The following is a 15,338-nucleotide window of genomic DNA, read 5'->3' on the forward strand; positions in this document are numbered from 1 at the left end:
CTTTCACCTCATCTCGTTGAGTGCGGGCATGAAGCCGCCCTTATTGTTCGTCAATTGGTTCGTAATGGCCGTAAGCTCGCTCGCCAGCTTGTCCGATTCCAGCTTTCCGACCGCGGTTTTCAGCGCGTTCATGCTTTGCTTCAGCCTTGCCGCAAGCTGCTTGGTGATCTCGTATTTGTGCACAAGAGATTGAATGAATGCGGATTCCGGCTGACCGTCCGTCAATCGGCGGCGTTCGTCTTCCGTTCCGACCTGGAGCAAATGCCAATAAGCCCAGCTTCTTTCGAACCGGCTTGCGTCGTTGCATCGTTCCATTTCCTCGATGGCTACCTCGCATCGCGTAATGCCGCCGAGAAGTTCCGGCCATAGCCTGGAAAGCGTTCCTTCGAGCATCCCGGCAAAATGGCCGAACAGCTCGCTCTTCAATTGTGCCGCGTAACCGAAATAATCGTCCGCGGTCATCTTCATCCCTCTCATACGGGAGTATAAATTCACTTTCATGCGGTTTACTTCGCATACCGCGTCGCTGAGCTTCGAAATCATTTCGATCTGACCCGCCCCGGCTAACATCTGGTAGAAGCGCGCGCTGAAATAATCGCCAGCCAGCACCTTCAGCTGCCGCGAACGCATCTCTTTCTCCGAACGCCTGCGCGTATCCGTGTCGATCAGATCATGGGTATCCATGCCGAGTTGGACGAGCGACACGACGGCCGTGTACAATTCGCTGTGCTCGCTAAGGGGGCCTTGCTCGTTCAAAACCGCATAAAGAAGCCGCAGCCTTGGTTCGGCGGGCGGCGGGAGCTCCGTATGCGCCTGTATCATATCGTAGTTCGCGTAATTAGACGCGATTTCGGTCATGCGGTATTTCGCCATGGTAGAAGCCTCCGGACAAGTGTAGCAGGATTGCCGCTCAATAATCTCAGGCTATTATAGCACAACTTCATTCAAAGATCACATGCTCGCCTATTAGAGGTTGTTCAAAAAGTCCAATTTTGATCACGAAGCAGCTCATGAAGCTTTTTCGACATCGAATCTTGAATTCAGCCGGAACAAGCGTCTGCTTACGAAGTATGTTTCCTCCGGAAACATTTCAGGTGCTCACGTAGCCTCCAGCTACGCTCCGCTCCTCATTTCCTAGCTTCTTTCAATCTTCTTGGTGCTGAAAACTGGACTTTTTGAACTTGCACTATTAGTGTTCATCAATTTGCAACATCCTCGCTGCCCGCTTCCGCAGCGGGAGCCGGGAGCACTTTGGCGGAAAAGCCGGATACCGGTCCGAAACGGGTTTCCCATGCCCTCGTAAAGCTAAGGCGAAGCCTGTGCCGCCACAGCTCGTCATGTACCGGATCGGCGTACGTCAGCGACTTCAACTCCCTCTGCAGCCATTCGTCCGAACGACGAACGTCAACAGCTGCAAGCAACGTTCTGCGGTCGTCCGCTCTCTCCGTGATCCGGACGAGCAGCCGATCGACATTGTCCAATTGTCTGAACGCCAGCTCGGTCAGCTTCTCCACGTCAGAGAACAAAGCTTGCGGCCTTCCTTTGGCAGGTGTAACGGACAGCTCCAAAGAAAGAACATTACCGTTCCACTCTGCATGTTCGAGCTTCTCCCTCAGCGTTACGCCGGAGAGAACGTCTACCAGGTTCGAGTTCGTTAACGCGCTCGCAAGACCGGGACGCATGACCGTCATATCCGGTTTGCCCCGTCCTGCGTCGTCCAGCCACCCCGGCAGCAAAGTCATGCCTATCGTAATCGCCAGCGTCACCATGCCGGCAGCCAGCCATGAAGTCATTAGCCGCATATACGAATCCACCTTCCGGGAATCTTATTTCTAATTCCAGTTTGTTCATTCCTGGAATCGGCCATACCGTCCAAGCCCTTACAACCATTGTACGAAATAGCGAGAATGAATATTCGAGAGCAAGGCCGAACATAGATGTCTCATCGAAGAAACGGGCAAAAAAAAAGGCTCGCGGCGCAACTCCCTCTCCGCGATCCTTCGTCTTCCGTTACCCGAATCTTATCGATTCTCGTGGCTTGCTGCTTATTGATCGGTTTCCACCGTCCCGTATTTGGTCAAGACGGTCGCTCTCCCCCGGATTTTGATCGCCGAGGTATGATCGGTAAACTGACAAATCAACACTTCGTTCCGGTCCAACTTCTCCGTATGATGAAACTTCGTATCCTGACCGCGCGTGAGCCCGATGACTTGCACGCCTTGATCCTTCGCCTTTATGACGATGTACTCCCCTACAGTCGGTTGCTCCATGGTGATCTCCTCCGCCTTCGTCATGGCTACTCTCCGAGAATTCTAAGCTCAATATGAAATGCGAAACTTATGAATTCTTAGAAACAAATAGAAAAACGCTCAAACGTTCCGTTCGAGCGTTCTGACTTGCGTATACGTTAATTGGATACAAGGTCCTTAAGCGATTTGCCTGGTTTGAATGCCGGCATCTTGCTAGCGGCGATATCGATCTCTTCGCCCGTTTGCGGGTTGCGGCCTTTGCGGGCCTGGCGTTCGCGAACCTCGAAGTTGCCGAAGCCTACCAGTTGTACCTTGTCTCCGCTTTGCAGCGCATCGGAGATCGCCTCGAACACGGCGTCAACCGCTTTCGTCGCATCCTTCTTGGACAAGTCGGACAGTTCAGCTACTTTAGCGATCAAATCTGTTTTATTCATCCTTTCACCTCCTTAGGTATGTAAAAAACATCTTATCCCTCTTATTCACCGAAAACTTCAAATATATACCTTTTGACCGAACAAACCTATAGTAATACAGCGGAAACACAATTTCAAGTGGGGAAGCCCATTTGGCGGGCTTTCGGAGCGAATTCTCATCTTCCTCATGCACGAAACGGCCATGAATGGATCGAAAACGAAAAAACAAAGCTCTCTCTTAAGCTTTTTCAGCTTAGGAGAGAGCTCCGTCATGCGTCACGTTCCGGTTATAAAATGATTGCAATCAAACCGCCCGATCCTTCGTTGATAATGCGGCCGAGCGTTTCCTGCAGCTTGTAGCGAGCGTTGTCCGGCATGAGCGCGATTTTGCCTTGGATGCCTTCTCTTACGATGGAGTGCAGCGAGCGGCCGAAAATGTCGGACTCCCAAATTTTGATCGGGTCGTTCTCGAAGTCTTGCATCAGGTAGCGCACTAGCTCCTCGCTTTGTTTCTCGGTTCCGATGATCGGCGCGAACTCGGATTCGACGTCCACGCGGATCATGTGGATCGACGGCGCCGTTGCTTTCAGGCGTACGCCGAACCTTGATCCTTGCCTGATCAGCTCCGGTTCGTCCAGCGCCATCTCGGCCAGCGACGGTGCGGCGATGCCGTAACCCGTCGTCTTCACCATTTCGAGCGCTTCGGCGAATCGATCGTACTCCCGCTTCGCGTGCGAGAAGTCCTGCATGAGCTGGAGCAGATGATCCTTGCCGCGAATCTCGACGCCGACGACCTCCATCAGGATGCGATCGTACAGCTCGTCGGGCGCGTACAGGTCGATTTCCGCAACGCCTTGGCCCATGTTCATGCCGCTGAGGCCGGCGCGCGCGATAAAGTCGTAATCCATGAACTGGGCGACGACGCGCTCCACGTCTCTAAGACGCCGGATGTCCTTCACCGTATCACGGACGGAATTCTCGTAGTTGCTGCGGAGCCAGTGGTTATCGTTCAGTACCATGACCCAGCTAGGAAGATTGACGTTCACTTCATGCACGGGGAACTCGTAGAGCACCTCGCGCAGGACGGCCATGCCTTCTTCCTCGCCCATCGTCGCGACGCTCAGCGCCATGACGGGAATATCGTATTTGGCTTGAAGCTCGCTCCTCAGCTGCTGCGTCTCCTCCGACTTCGGCCGGGTGGAGTTGATGATCAGCACAAACGGCTTGCCGACTTCCTTCAGCTCCTCGATGACGCGCTCCTCGGCGACGACGTAAGAATTTCTCGGAATTTCCGCGATCGTGCCGTCTGTCGTGACGACGACGCCAAGCGTGGAATGCTCCTGAATCACTTTGCGAGTGCCGATCTCGGCCGCTTCCTGGAACGGAATCGGTTCGTCGAACCATGGCGTCGTAATCATGCGAGGGCCGTTCTCGTCCTCGTATCCTTTGGCGCCTTCGACGGCGTAGCCGACGCAATCGACGAGCCTGACATTGACGTCCAGCCCTTCCGCTACTTTGAGCTGTACCGCTTGATTCGGCACGAACTTTGGCTCGGTTGTCATAATCGTTTTGCCTGCGGCGCTTTGCGGCAGTTCGTCCACGGCTCTTATCCGGTCCGACTCGTTCACGATGTTGGGAAGCACTACAGTCTCCATGAACCGTTTGATAAACGTTGATTTGCCCGTCCGGACCGCGCCTACCACGCCGAGGTAAATATCCCCGCCGGTACGTTCGGCTATGTCCTTGAAAATGTCTACTTTCTCCACTGAATATCCCCTCCCAATTGAATTTCCGGTTCGCCGCCATCCACCGGACAAGAGGGCAGGCCAGCGACGCAACTCGTACATGCTTTGTGGACTAGTAACATCTTATGTCCAGACTGTCCAATTATGCCGATTCCTTCTACGAAAACTTTTTTCCCTCCGGTCAAGGTGAAACGGCTGTTGCCGTCCTTTGGCGGCGGAGTGCGTTTCCCTCCGGTTGCTTCAGCTTCCCTTCCAAGATTGAAATATATGAACCGGAGTAGAAAACTATGACGGCGGCGGCGGCGGTCCGCGAAAAAAAAGTCCCCTCGCAGGCTTGGGCCTGCAAGGGGACAGCATTGTTGCAATATATGGCGGAGATACGCATTCCATTCTAGGGCTGCACGGCAACCGGCTCTCCGTCTATCAGCTTGTAAGCCGGAGATTTCACGGGCACGTAATCGGACGAATCGACGAGCAGCGTTCTCAAATCTATGTTTTCCTCATAGGAGGATTCGCCGCCGCGCTCCAGCAGCTGCATCAGATCGACGCCGTAATCGGCGAACACCGTGCCGTCTTCGTCGACGATGGCGCGCTGCGTGCCTCCGGAGAATACGCTCGTTACGGTCACAGCTTTTTTGTCCATCAGCTGGTAGTCGATCTCATAGAAGCCCGGGTAAACGGCATTGCCCTTGGGCACGGTACCGCTCTCTTGCATGTACCCGTTAACGAGGTTCTGGATATCGTTTATTTTTTGCGCCGTCACGATGTCCATCAGCTTCACGCGCGGATCCGTGTCTTCATCGATAACGAGAAAATAATAATGACCTCCGCCTTCGAAGGCCGCGACAGGAACGGCGCTCATGTAACCCTTCGCTAGCAGCTTGTCGAAGTCGATCAAATACTTTTCGTACCTCGGAACGTCCTGAGAGCTGTTTTTTATCGGCAATAGCTGCGTTTCCTCGAAATATTGGTCAATCGCACCCTGCACGTTCCGTATTGCTTCCTTGGGTGCCGCGTTTTGCTTCAAATTCTGCTTTGGATACATGCATCCGCCGAGCGGTAGCGCGACAAGCGCTATCGTCAGCATTACGGACACCGCGCGCAGCAATGGCTTGCCGCGCAGGAGCAGCTCGATACTCGAAACCGTATTCATTGCTCTACTCTTCCTCCCTGCTACCACAACTCGTCATCCTGCTCCTTCTGTCTTGCCAGCTGCCTCGCGATGGCCGCCCGGAGCGGATCGGGAGGCAGCTCGACCTCGACGCGTCCCGTCACCCGCATCTGGCACGACAGCCGTATCCCCTTCTCGTCAAGACCGGCCAGCTTGCGGCGCTCCTCATCGCTGATCGGCTGCAGCTCGCTGCCCGGTTTGACCGTCACTTTGCACATAAAACATGCGGCTTTCCCGCCGCAACGCGTCGCAATCGATACGCCGGCCCTCCTCGATGCGTCAAGCACCGTTGTCCCGCGCCTTACACGGACAGTTTTGCCGCTTGGCCAGAAAACGACTTCAGCGTCCATTCTTCATCACCCGCTTCCGCATTCCGTATCCAACGATGGACCTGGCTAATCGCGCAAGAATTGAATTCGTTCCTGCTTTCGATTATCCTTAACGCCTCTAGATGGACGGCAGGACTCGCGGCGAAAGCTTCGGCGATCAACTGCACGCGGTCAGCCCGACCGCGAAGCGCGTTAAACCATAGCTCATGCGCAAGCGGAACGATGACCGCGTCCGCCATCCGATTGTCCACGGAGACGGGTGATCCGAGCGGCAGCAATGCCTCCTTCACTTCCGTGCGGTACGAGCAGCCATGCGCCGTTACCCGGAATCCGCCAACCAACTCCAGACGAATCCCCTCGATCTGATAATGACTGAGCCAGGAACGGTAAATGTCGGTTTCGCTGTACGCGGGATCGTCGATCGCATACTTCTGCAGCCGATCATGCAGCTTCCGCATGTCCGTCTCGTCGCAATACAAATCGAGGTCACGCGGCTCCGCGGGAAGCTTTAAGCCCCTTAGCAGCAGTCCCGCGCTCCCTCCAACGATCCAATCCCCGCATCCAGCAGCTGTTATGATGGCAGCCAGCGCTTTGGTGATCCCTGCTTCGTTAGTCATTGCCGGCACATCCTTTGCAGAAGTTCTTTTTGAACTCTCACTTTAAGTTTAAAAATACGTTTTGTTAACCGCGGTGATCCGTCCGGCGCCATCCTTCACGATCGCTTGGCAGCCGAGCCTATAGCCCTCCCCGAATTCTTCCGGTTCGAGCCGATCCCATTCCTCGTCGGTCACTTCTTCCAGATATTCCGCCCCTTCCGTCACCAGGCAGCGGCATCTCGCGCAAGTGCCACGCGTGCAGGAGAAGCTGAAGTCGACCCCGTGCTTGATCGCATGATCGAGCAGCGATAAGCCGCCCTCCGGCTCGACTTCCTTCGTTATCGTTCGTCCTTTAAGCTCAATCATTTCGCCATGCTCCCTTTCTCCAAATGCCGTAATCTCTTATGTATGCGTTCCTAGAGAATAGAGAAGAATCCGTAGATGAATCCGAATACTAATAAAATAAAGGCGATAATCGATAATACCAGCTTTACCGCGCCTTTGGTTTTCACTCGGGCAAACGTAATCAGGAATGCCGCAAGCGCCATCAGGCCGATGCCGATGAACGACACCCACATCTTCGTCATTGCGTCCATACTAAGTCCATTCTCCTAATCTGCATCGTTATAAATACTCATCCATTATAGCACCGGGCAAGCAGAAACGCACACGGCGCCGCGGATGGCGTCGTCCAGCCGTACGAGGCGTACGGCAACGGGGACAATCCAAACTTGTACGTTTTCCCCCTTCAAAAAAAGGGCAAAAGCCAAGACGCGGCCCCTCGCGGGGCCCGCTCCTGCCAGGAGCGTCCATGGCTCTTGCCCGATCGCATTACTTTTTGAGCATCATCTTCACTAACGATTCCATGCTCGACGGATTCATTCCGCTCGCTTTCACAGCTTTCACGATATCGTTCACGGTAGATTCCGGCACTTTGATCTTCGCCATGTCCGCTACTTGCTTAACGAGCTTGCGGAGCTCCGCTTCGTTCTGAAGCGTGCTCGCGTCCACGCCGCTCGCCAGTTTTTTGACCGCGTTCTCCGAGATGTTTTTGCCCGCTTTTTTGTTAATGGCGCCGAGCACATCTTTGGGAATCCCTTTCGACAATTCGTCCACCCTCCTCGATGTATGGCTCTAGACATCATATGAGGGGGGAATTCCATCGGTGTAGGCGGGCGTAGGCGGGCGACTAGACCAGCGGTTCGATTTCGTGCGTCTTCAGCCGGCCCATGAGCTGGCCGACCGCATCTTTCGGCGACTTCCCTTGGAACAAGACTTCGTAGAGCTGCGCCGTAATGGGCATTTCCACGTCGTATTGTTTGGATAGCTCGTACGCGGCTCGAGTGGTTCGCACTCCTTCGACGACCATGCCCATCCGCTGCAGCACTTCCTCAAGCGGAGTGCCGTCGGCGAGCATCGATCCCGCCCGCCAGTTGCGGCTATGTTTGCTCGTGCATGTCACGACGAGGTCGCCGACGCCGGCGAGTCCGGCGAATGTCAGCGGATTAGCGCCCATCGCCGCCCCAAGCCGGCCGATTTCCGCGAGGCCGCGCGTCAAAAGCGCAGCCTTGGCGTTGTCCCCGAATTGAAGGCCGTCGGATAATCCCGCGCCGAGTGCGATAATGTTTTTGATGGCGCCGGCAACCTCCACGCCGACGACATCGACGTTCGTGTACACCCGGAAGGCGTTGTTCATGAAAGCGTCCTGCGCTTGCTCTGCCTTTTCGGATTCCTCAGCCGCCACGACGACCGTTGTCGGCTGCTTCCGGATCACTTCTTCGGCATGGCTCGGACCGGACAAAACGACGATCGACGACCGCGGTCTGCTCAGCTCCTCGGACAGGACGTCGGACATTCTTTTCAGCGTATCCGTTTCGAAGCCCTTCGTCGCATGGACGCATAACGTCCCTTTGGATAGATGGGGCGCCGCTTGGCGGGCCACTTGGCGCATCGCGCCAGAAGGAGCAACGAACAGGGCAAGCTCTGCGCCTTCAAGAGCGGATGCCATATCCGTCGTTGCGGTCAAGTTTGCCGGCAGCTCGCTCCCTGGAAGAAATTTTGCGTTATGCCGCGTTTTATTGATCTCGTCCGCTTGTTCCGGGTTTCTTGTCCATAAACTCACGCGAAATCCGTTATTTGCAAGCACGGATGCCAGAGCGGTGCCCCAGCTGCCGGCTACGAGCACGGCCGCTTTGCGTTCCTCAGAAGAGATTCCGTTATCGGTCATCATCATCATGCTCCCTTCTTGGCGCCCAGCTTATTCTCCGTTCCTTGCGCCAGCTTCACGATATTGGTACGATGGCGCAAGAAAGCGAATGCGCAAATCGTCAGCGCGCCAGCTAACAGCGGCCAGGAAAAGTCCAGCCAAATAATGAACAGCGGCGTTAGCGCCGCAAAGATTAACGAGCCAAGCGATACGTAACGCGTAATCGCGATGACGACAATCGCCGCGATGCCAGCGTACAAAGCCGGGAAAAACGCCAACGTCGCAATGACGCCGACGGTTGTCGCGATGCCCTTGCCGCCTTTGAATCGGAACCAGACCGGCCAGTTATGGCCGACGATTGCCGCGAGACCGCATAACACAGGCGTCCATTCATCATCGCCAAGCGCGTAGCCGAAGCCGATGGCCCCGATCCCTTTGGCGATATCGAGCAGGAAAACAAGGATGCCCGGACCTTTGCCGAGCACGCGAAGCGTATTGGTTGCTCCGGCGTTGCCGCTGCCATGCTGCCGGATGTCGATGCCCTTCACCCATTTGGCAATAACGATGCTGAATGATACCGAACCTAACAAATAACTAAGCACAACCGCAATTGTCTCTAACACCGGTTCTATTCTCCCTAGTCCTCGTCGGATTTGCGGCGCGTGAAAATGCGCACCGGCGTTCCTTCGAAATCGAATGCCGCTCGGATCTTGTTCTCCAAATAACGTTCGTAGGAGAAATGCATCAGCTCCGGGTCGTTGACGAAACAGACGATCGTAGGCGGCTTCGTCGAGACTTGCGTAACATAATTGATCCTCAGACGTTTGCCTTTGTCCGACGGAGGCGGATTGATCGCCACGGCATCGGAGACGACGTCGTTGAGCAGATGGGTTTGAATCCGAAGCGCATGCTGCTCGGAGACATGGTTGACGACGGGCAGCAGCTTATGTAAACGCTGTTTCGTCAGGGCGGACAAGAACACGACCGGCGCGTAGGTCATGAACAGGAAGTGGTCGCGGATGCTTTGGGTAAAATGCTGCATCGTCTTGTCGTCCTTGTCGACGATATCCCACTTGTTCACGACGAAGATCGAAGCTTTGCCCGCCTCGTGCGCGTAACCCGCGATATGTTTGTCCTGTTCGATGATACCTTCCTCGCCGTTGATGAGCACAAGCACGACATCCGCTCGCTCGATCGCTTTCATCGCCCGCATGACGCTGTACTTCTCGGTCGATTCGTATACTTTGCCGCGTTTGCGCATTCCGGCCGTATCAATGAGCACGTAACGCTGGCCGTCATGCTCGAACGGCGTATCAATCGCGTCGCGCGTCGTTCCCGCCACGTTGCTCACGATAACCCGGTCTTCGCCAAGCAGCGCGTTCACGAGCGACGACTTGCCGACATTCGGCCGACCGATCAGAGCTACGCGAATGATATCTTCGTCATAGCCGTCATCCTCCAGCTCAGGCAGCAAATCGGTGGCCGCATCCAGCAAATCGCCGATGCCGATCCCGTGCGACCCGGAGATCGCGATTGGTTGACCAAAGCCGAGACCGTAAAACTCGTATACCTCGTCCATCCGATTCTCGTTGTCGACCTTGTTCACCGCAACGACGACGGGTTTGCGAGAACGGAACAACATTTGCGCAACCTCTTCGTCGGAATGGGTGAGGCCGGTCTTCGCGTCGACCATAAAAACAATGACGTCCGCTTCCTCGATCGCCAGTTCGGCCTGCATGCGGACGGATTTCATAATTTCGTCTTCCCCATCTATCTCGATACCGCCGGTATCCACGATGCTGAACGGCTTTCCGTTCCACTCGCCAGTACCGTACAAACGGTCCCGGGTAACCCCAGGCTTATCCTCTACGATTGCTAGCCGATCGCCGATTACCCTATTGAAAATGGTGGATTTCCCCACGTTCGGGCGCCCGACGATGGCAATAACGGGTCTTGCCATAATTGGTTTTTCACTCCTTAAAAGTTTGTGAAACAAACTACTTCGAAAGCATCGACTAATTCTCACGATACTCATCATAGCAAAAAAGATCGCGCTTGGCTAACTTTTCATATTATCGGTGATTGACGAGAATAATTGAACCGTTCTTCAAATCATGTGCGCTGGCATCCAATATTTTCTCCAGAAGGAAGGCCGTATCCTGCAAGTTTTTTTCGTTCGGAGCAATAAATATCGGCGCGCCCCCGCCGACGGCTTCCCGATGGAGCGATACGACCGCCAAGATCTTAGCCATGAGAATCCGCCTCCTTCTTGTTGACCTGTGCTTCCGTCGGCATGCGGACGGCGGATTCCAGTATAGGAACGCGTTTGATAACCTCGATTCCTTTCCCGCTCTCCCGGTCTTGCGGAATAAGGAATACGGCCAGCCTGCCGTCGTTCATGTCGAGCTTCGCCATCGGAATAAGGGCCGGCTCCCCGTCGTCGCGATAAACCCCAAGGATCGTGGCCAAATCATACAAGATCGCCTGCCTTTGCCCCAAGTTCGTCAGCGTCACCTTCGCATTCGGATTGCGCGGCGTCAGCACGAAACCGATTCCACGCTCCGCGATGATGGCCTGATTGTTCTTCAGACCCACGTTCATGATATAAATGTCGTCAACGAACAAGTCCGGACCGTCGACCCGGACATTCGCCGCATGTACCCCTGCAATATGGTCTATCGAATGCCCCGACTTCAGCTTCATGACGACAAGAAGCGTTAGGACTCCAGCGCCTAGTCCGAACCAGACGTTCAGGAGGATCGCAAACAGGCTGGTGACGAGCGCCGACATAATGACCAAATAATTGCGCCCTTCGAAAACCATTGCTATTCCTTCTATATATGTAGAACCGCGGCTCACCAGCTCCATATCGTCAATCTTCGTAAGCGTCTCCCTCTCCATTTTGCGAACGTCCCTGAATTGCTGAGCGGCCAAACTCAGGAACGTGATGGCCGTATAATCCTTGTTGAACAGCGCCGGCACGGCTACCGCACCCAGAGCGGCGGCGATCACGCCGAGCGAGACGTGAATGATCCTTCCGTGCGGATAGGTTGGATATTGCCTGTAGTCCGTCTTTAGCAGAAGCAATCTGGCGATCAGGCCGAATACGATGCCAATAAGCACGCCTACAAGATGGCGGTTTTGTTCCAAGTAGCCGAGCATGTTATTCCCTTCCTCCCCTTATCCCGACCCAGGTCCGGCCGACGATCGCTCCCGCGTAACGGACGCAACGAATCGCCAGCGTACTGCAACAAGCGGCCGATAACGCCAGACTGTACGAATCCCACCAATTCAGCGAACCGATCAGCGCCGTATAAGCCCCATTCTCCAGCCATGCGCTGATTGCATCGCCGAAGACGGCGCACCATAACAAAGCGCCTGCTTGATATCGGATGTTCATCGTAAAGATACAGCATAACAAACCGCATAAGAGCGGCGCGTCCCAGCACGGTTCCAGCCAATATAAGACCGGGTCATGGGTATACAGGCTCCGGATGCTGCCCCAGATGATCGCGAGCATGAAGATACACAATACCAAATAACCGCGATGTCCCTTATTGTCTTTGAACGCAAGCGCAATCAAGCTGGCGGCCAAAAGGACTAATACCGCGCCATGAAGATTCACGAACGGGTAACGGGGGAAAGGCATCCACCAAAATCGATAAAGCGCCGCGGCCGCCATCGCGCAGGTCATGACAACCGCAGTAGCCGACCGCAGCTTCGGTGCGATATAAGGCTTCCAGCCCGTCGCGAACAAGATTGTGATGACCAAAGCTAACCAAACCGACAAATAACCGGGAATCATTAATCCTTCACCTCTCGTATCCCCTATTATGCGCCAATGGAAAAAGGCTATTCCTGCGTCGAAACGCGGGAATAGCCTTCTTGTCACCCTAATGAACGAATTAAGGTTATAATCCTATTTCAGCTTGCTGAGTTTGTCGCCGAAGCGCTCGCCCAAGGAATAGCTCATGCTGGAGCTGTTCAAGCTAACGTTCGGGTTGTTGATTTCTTCCATTTTTGGAGCGCGAGGCGCGCGAGGCGCACGATCCCGATCACGTTCTTGTCTAGGAGCGGCTTCCGTTTGCTCAGGCGCTTCTTCCGTTTCTTTGATGCTCAGGGATACGCGTTTCTCGGCCGGGTTGAAGTCAAGAACCTTGGCTTTCACTTCTTGACCTTCCTTCAGCACTTCGAACGGTGTCGCAACGTGGCGGTGAGCGATCTGGGAAATATGAACCAATCCCTCTACGCCAGGAGCGATCTCGACGAATGCTCCGAATGTCACGATGCGGCGAACCGTACCCGTCACGATATCGCCGATGTTGAATTGGCCGGCAGCGGAATCCCATGGACCAGGTTGAGCCGCTTTGATACTGAGGCTGATTTTGCCTGCAGCCGGATCGACTTTAAGTACTTTCACGCGTACCGCTTGGCCTTCGGACACAACATCCTTAGGATGAGCGACATGCTGCCACGACAGCTCGGATACGTGAACCAGACCGTCGATTCCGCCGATATCCACGAACGCGCCGAACGGAGTCAGGCGTTGAACCGTACCTTCAAGCTCTTGGCCCGCTACAAGGTTGTTCATGATTTGTTGTTTGTTTTGTTCGAATTCAGCGTCCAAAACTTCTTTCTGGGACAGGATCACTTTTTTGTTCTCCAGATCCAGTTCTTTTACTTTCACGCGAAGCGTGCGTCCTTTGTAGTTGCTGAAGTCTTCTACGAAGTGACGCTCAACCATGGATGCAGGAATAAATCCGCGAACGCCTACGTCCGCCACAAGTCCGCCTTTTACCACGTCGGCAACCGTTACTTCGAATACTTCGCCGCTCTCGAAACGGCTTTGAAGCTCTTCCCAGCCCTTCTCGGAATCAACGAGCTTCTTCGAAAGCACGAGGCTTTCTTTGTTGTCGTCGATGCTAACGACCTTCAACTCAACCTCTTGGCCGACTTGAACTGCGTCGTTCGCGTTCTCGAGTTGTACGGAAGAAAGTTCGCGAAGCGGAATAACACCGTCATATTTATATCCAAGGCTTACGTAAGCTTGGTTATCTTCGATTTTGACGATTGTACCCTTAACGGAGTCGCCTTTCTTCAAAGAAACGAAATTGTCCATTGCGTCCTGGCTCACTTCCTCCGCAACGGTTTCTTGCACATTGATCTCTTCTGACATTGAAATAACCTCCTCAATTCTAACCCCAACTTTATTTAAACCCGCACCGATCGCTCGGGCGGCATTTAAAACAACTTAATGATACTGCGCTGCAACCTCTTGGATCCGGGTCATGACGGCTTCCGTTACTTGCTCGAGCATATCCGGCGATGATTCATCAATGAGTGCTGTAAGATCGAGCGGCTCTCCGTAACAGACTAACGTCTTGCGAAATAGTTTATACTCGCCCACAATGGCTACCGGAACGATAGTCGCCCCGCTTCGGATCGCGATCATTGCGGTGCCTTTCTTCGCGGCGCCGGCATTATTGCGTGAACCTTCCGGGAATATCCCGAGAACGTTGCCGGCTTTCAGCAATGTGATCGCGGACTTGATGGCTTCCTTGCTGACGCCTCCGCGCTTGACCGGGAATGCGCCGAAAGCGCTGATCAAAGGACCGAGCACCGGTACTTTAAACAATTCTTCCTTGGCCATGAAGTTCACCTTGCGCGGTACGAGCACGCCAATCGTTGGCGGATCCAGATTGCTGATATGGTTGGATGCGAGTACCACGGGTCCGCTTGCCGGAATGTGATGCAGACCTCTCGCTTCCAATCGGAACAATAGCCGGTACAAGACTCTAAGCAGGAAGCGGAAAATGACGTATAACATAGTTTACTTCGCCTCCGCCAATTTGGTTCGGCTTAATTGCACGATTGAAGAAACGACTTCTTCGATCGTCATTCCGCTGCTGTCCAGCTCGATCGCGTCAGTCGCCCGGATAAGGGGAGAAATTTCTCGTCCTTCATCCAGCCTGTCCCGCTCCGCGATCTCGGATTCCAGCTGATCTAGCGTGATGGCCGCGTTATCGCCAAGCTCATTGAACCTGCGCAGCGCGCGATCGCGAACGGATGCCGTAAGGAAAATCTTCAATTCCGCGTTCGGAAGCACGTGCGTGCCTATGTCTCGTCCGTCCATGACGACGCCCTTGCGCACCGCGAGATCCCGCTGCATCCGGCTTAGCACGCTTCTAACGACGCCGCTAGCCGCGAAATAAGAAACTTGGACGGTAACTTCCCGCGAACGAATCTTGTCCGTCACGTCTTCGCCGTTCACGAATACGGATTGCCCGCGTTCGCCCGGCTCCAGCTCGATCCGTATCGATTGCATCAGCTGCGATAGCGGTTCGTGCTGCTCTGCCGATATCGATAAGCGCTGCGCGCTAAACGTTACGGCTCGATACATCGCTCCGGTATCGATGTACACATACCCTAATTGTCCGGCGACCAACCTTGCAACCGTGCTCTTGCCGGCGCCTGCCGGCCCGTCAATCGCGATATTGATGCGGTCGCTGTCGCCATCTAGCTGCGCCACTTGCGGTCTACCTCCTTTGAATCAGGACGGCCTCTTCTCTCTAAGCTCCGGGGTGATGCCGGTGTTCAAAGAAAAAGCAGGCATTGCCTGCGAACGTGAA

General features: G+C 54.5%; 20 protein-coding genes. All 20 read right to left on the reverse strand.

Translation table 11 applies throughout. The features are described 5' to 3' along the window. Nucleotides 1–3 precede the first annotated feature (3 nt). The gene (locus RB620_RS02185) at nt 4–873 is read right to left on the reverse strand and encodes a heptaprenyl diphosphate synthase component 1 (RefSeq protein ID WP_308091866.1); all 870 of its coding nucleotides are present in this window, start codon (nt 871–873) and stop codon (nt 4–6) included. A 326-nt stretch (nt 874–1,199) separates the two neighbouring features. Continuing rightward, complete coding sequence (locus RB620_RS02190) at nt 1,200–1,802, reverse strand: hypothetical protein (protein ID WP_308091867.1); 603 nt, start codon at nt 1,800–1,802, stop codon at nt 1,200–1,202. A 243-nt stretch (nt 1,803–2,045) separates the two neighbouring features. Next, nucleotides 2,046–2,294, reverse strand: coding sequence for a trp RNA-binding attenuation protein MtrB (gene mtrB / locus RB620_RS02195; RefSeq protein WP_308091868.1), 249 nt, complete (start codon nt 2,292–2,294; stop codon nt 2,046–2,048). Nucleotides 2,295–2,407: 113 nt separating this feature from the next. After that, on the reverse strand, nt 2,408–2,683 hold the full coding sequence (locus tag RB620_RS02200; RefSeq protein ID WP_087567006.1) for an HU family DNA-binding protein: 276 nt from the start codon (nt 2,681–2,683) through the stop codon (nt 2,408–2,410). A 266-nt stretch (nt 2,684–2,949) separates the two neighbouring features. Beyond that, entirely contained in the window at nt 2,950–4,428 is a 1,479-nt protein-coding gene (gene spoIVA / locus RB620_RS02205) for a stage IV sporulation protein A (protein ID WP_308091869.1), read from the reverse strand. 370 nt (nt 4,429–4,798) lie between these two features. After that, complete coding sequence (locus RB620_RS02210; RefSeq protein ID WP_308091870.1) at nt 4,799–5,560, reverse strand: hypothetical protein; 762 nt, start codon at nt 5,558–5,560, stop codon at nt 4,799–4,801. Nucleotides 5,561–5,580: 20 nt separating this feature from the next. Beyond that, nucleotides 5,581–5,928: a 2Fe-2S iron-sulfur cluster-binding protein gene (locus RB620_RS02215; RefSeq protein ID WP_308091871.1), complete on the reverse strand. Its 348-nt coding sequence runs from the start codon at nt 5,926–5,928 to the stop codon at nt 5,581–5,583. After that, entirely contained in the window at nt 5,880–6,524 is a 645-nt protein-coding gene (locus tag RB620_RS02220; protein WP_308091872.1) for a nucleotidyltransferase family protein, read from the reverse strand. The genes RB620_RS02215 and RB620_RS02220 overlap by 49 nt, the downstream gene beginning before the upstream one ends. Before the next feature lie 48 nt (nt 6,525–6,572). Continuing rightward, nucleotides 6,573–6,869 carry a 2Fe-2S iron-sulfur cluster-binding protein gene (locus RB620_RS02225; RefSeq protein WP_308091873.1) on the reverse strand — a complete coding sequence of 99 codons (297 nt, stop codon included), beginning with the start codon at nt 6,867–6,869 and terminating at the stop codon, nt 6,573–6,575. 50 nt (nt 6,870–6,919) lie between these two features. Further along, nucleotides 6,920–7,099: a DUF2768 family protein gene (locus tag RB620_RS02230; protein WP_308091874.1), complete on the reverse strand. Its 180-nt coding sequence runs from the start codon at nt 7,097–7,099 to the stop codon at nt 6,920–6,922. A 235-nt stretch (nt 7,100–7,334) separates the two neighbouring features. Continuing rightward, nucleotides 7,335–7,610 (reverse strand): stage VI sporulation protein F, encoded by a 276-nt coding sequence (locus tag RB620_RS02235; RefSeq protein ID WP_187100628.1) that lies wholly within the window; start codon nt 7,608–7,610, stop codon nt 7,335–7,337. Nucleotides 7,611–7,692: 82 nt separating this feature from the next. Then, a complete protein-coding gene (locus tag RB620_RS02240) occupies nt 7,693–8,736 on the reverse strand; it encodes an NAD(P)H-dependent glycerol-3-phosphate dehydrogenase (protein ID WP_308091875.1) in 1,044 nt (347 codons plus the stop codon). After that, on the reverse strand, nt 8,736–9,332 hold the full coding sequence (plsY, locus tag RB620_RS02245; RefSeq protein ID WP_308091876.1) for a glycerol-3-phosphate 1-O-acyltransferase PlsY: 597 nt from the start codon (nt 9,330–9,332) through the stop codon (nt 8,736–8,738). The genes RB620_RS02240 and plsY overlap by 1 nt, the downstream gene beginning before the upstream one ends. A 14-nt stretch (nt 9,333–9,346) precedes the next feature. Beyond that, on the reverse strand, nt 9,347–10,669 hold the full coding sequence (gene der / locus RB620_RS02250) for a ribosome biogenesis GTPase Der (protein ID WP_308091877.1): 1,323 nt from the start codon (nt 10,667–10,669) through the stop codon (nt 9,347–9,349). A 112-nt stretch (nt 10,670–10,781) separates the two neighbouring features. Next, a complete protein-coding gene (locus RB620_RS02255) occupies nt 10,782–10,961 on the reverse strand; it encodes a capping complex subunit for YIEGIA (RefSeq protein ID WP_308091878.1) in 180 nt (59 codons plus the stop codon). After that, a complete protein-coding gene (locus RB620_RS02260; RefSeq protein WP_308091879.1) occupies nt 10,954–11,871 on the reverse strand; it encodes a YIEGIA family protein in 918 nt (305 codons plus the stop codon). The genes RB620_RS02255 and RB620_RS02260 overlap by 8 nt, the downstream gene beginning before the upstream one ends. 1 nt (nt 11,872) lies before the next feature. Beyond that, the gene (locus RB620_RS02265) at nt 11,873–12,514 is read right to left on the reverse strand and encodes a YphA family membrane protein (RefSeq protein ID WP_308091880.1); all 642 of its coding nucleotides are present in this window, start codon (nt 12,512–12,514) and stop codon (nt 11,873–11,875) included. Nucleotides 12,515–12,628: 114 nt separating this feature from the next. Then, nucleotides 12,629–13,885 carry a 30S ribosomal protein S1 gene (gene rpsA / locus RB620_RS02270; protein ID WP_308091881.1) on the reverse strand — a complete coding sequence of 419 codons (1,257 nt, stop codon included), beginning with the start codon at nt 13,883–13,885 and terminating at the stop codon, nt 12,629–12,631. Nucleotides 13,886–13,960: 75 nt separating this feature from the next. After that, nucleotides 13,961–14,536, reverse strand: coding sequence for a lysophospholipid acyltransferase family protein (locus tag RB620_RS02275; RefSeq protein ID WP_308091882.1), 576 nt, complete (start codon nt 14,534–14,536; stop codon nt 13,961–13,963). Nucleotides 14,537–14,539: 3 nt separating this feature from the next. Continuing rightward, nucleotides 14,540–15,238 (reverse strand): (d)CMP kinase, encoded by a 699-nt coding sequence (gene cmk / locus RB620_RS02280; RefSeq protein WP_308091883.1) that lies wholly within the window; start codon nt 15,236–15,238, stop codon nt 14,540–14,542. Nucleotides 15,239–15,338 lie beyond the last annotated feature (100 nt).

This window comes from Paenibacillus sp. LHD-117 (assembly GCF_030929555.1).
GTDB lineage: Bacteria > Bacillota > Bacilli > Paenibacillales > Paenibacillaceae > Pristimantibacillus.